Here is a 1,819-nt window from a genome sequence, read left to right as displayed (position 1 = left end):
CCATTCAGGCCTTGGGCGATGGTGACAGTCTGACCGAGACCGTAACGGTGAAGTCCCTGGATGGCACCACCCACGATATCGTCATTACCATTAACGGCACCAATGATGCGGCAGTGATCACAGGCACCGACACTGGCAGCGTCACTGAGGACGCTGGTAACACCCTGACCACTTCGGGCAGCCTGGGGGTCACCGATGTTGACAGCGGCGAGGCCGGTTTTACCGCAGAGACCATCACTGGCACTTATGGTTCACTGACCATCGATGGCAGCGGGAACTGGAGCTATTCGGCCAGTAACAGCCAGGCCGCCATTCAGTCACTGGCGGATGGTGACAGCCTGAGCGAGACCGTGACGGTGAAGTCCCTGGATGGCACCACCCATGATATTGTCATCACCATTAACGGCACCAACGATGTGGCGGTGATCAGTGGTACCGACACCGGCAGCGTCACTGAGGACGCTGGTAACACCCTGAGCACCTCGGGCAGCCTGGGGGTCACCGATGTTGACAGCGGCGAGGCCAGCTTCACGGCCGAGACCATCACCGGCAGCTACGGTTCTCTGACCATTGATGTCAGCGGTAATTGGAGCTATTCGGCCAGTAACAGTCAGGCCGCCATCCAGTCACTGGGCGATGGTGACAGCCTGAGCGAGACCGTGACGGTTCGGTCTTTGGATGGCACCACCCATGATATTGTCATCACCATTAACGGCACCAATGATGCGGCGGTGATCACGGGCACTGACACCGGCAGCGTTACTGAGGACGCCGGCAATACCCTGACCACTTCGGGCAGCCTGGGGGTCACCGATGTTGACAGCGGCGAGGCCAGTTTTACGGCCGAGACCATCACCGGCACTTATGGTTCACTGACCATTGATGGCAGCGGGAACTGGAGCTATTCCGCCAGTAACAGCCAGGCCGCCATTCAGGCCTTGGGCGATGGCGACAGCCTGAGCGAGACCGTGACGGTTCGGTCTTTGGATGGCACCACCCATGATATTGTCATCACCATTAACGGCACCAATGATGCAGCGGTGATCACGGGCACTGACACCGGCAGTGTTACTGAGGACGCTGGTAACACCCTGAGCACCTCGGGCAGCCTGGGGGTCACCGATGTTGACAGCGGCGAGGCCAGCTTTACCGCCGAGACCATCACCGGCAGCTACGGTTCTTTGACCATTGATGGTAGTGGGAACTGGAGCTATTCGGCGGATAACAGCCAGGCCGCTATCCAGTCACTGGCGGATGGTGATAGCCTGAGCGAGACCGTAACGGTGAAGTCCCTGGATGGCACTACCCACGATATCGTCATCACCATTAACGGCACCAATGATGCGGCGGTGATCACGGGCACCGATACCGGCAGCGTTACTGAGGACGCCGGTAACACCCTGACCACCTCGGGCAGTCTGGGGGTCACCGATGTTGACAGCGGCGAGGCCAGTTTCACCGCAGAGACCATCACCGGCAGCTACGGTTCTCTCACCATTGATGGCAGCGGGAACTGGAGCTATTCCGCCAGTAACAGCCAGGCCGCCATCCAGGCCCTAGGGAATGGTGACAGCCTGAGCGAGACCGTGACGGTTCGGTCTTTGGACGGCACCACCCATGATATTGTCATTACCATTAACGGCACCAATGATGCGGCGGTGATCACGGGCACTGACACCGGCAGTGTTACTGAGGACGCTGGCAACACTCTGACCACCTCGGGCAGCCTCAGTGTCACTGATGGGGACAGCGGCGAGGCCAGTTTTACCGCAGAGACCATCACCGGCAGCTACGGTTCTCTGACCATTGATGGCAGCGG

General features: G+C 59.4%; 1 protein-coding gene. It reads left to right on the top strand.

What is annotated here, in order from left to right; all coding sequences use genetic code 11:
- Positions 1-1,819 (top strand): VCBS domain-containing protein (locus KBW69_RS23305; RefSeq protein ID WP_257282525.1); only part of this gene is annotated, 1,819 nt, incomplete at both ends.

This window comes from Endozoicomonas sp. ISHI1 (assembly GCF_024606225.1).
Classification (GTDB): Bacteria; Pseudomonadota; Gammaproteobacteria; order Pseudomonadales; family Endozoicomonadaceae; genus Endozoicomonas_A.
The sequence above is the reverse complement of the archived record's forward strand: the minus strand, read 5'-3'. Positions and strand labels throughout refer to the sequence as shown.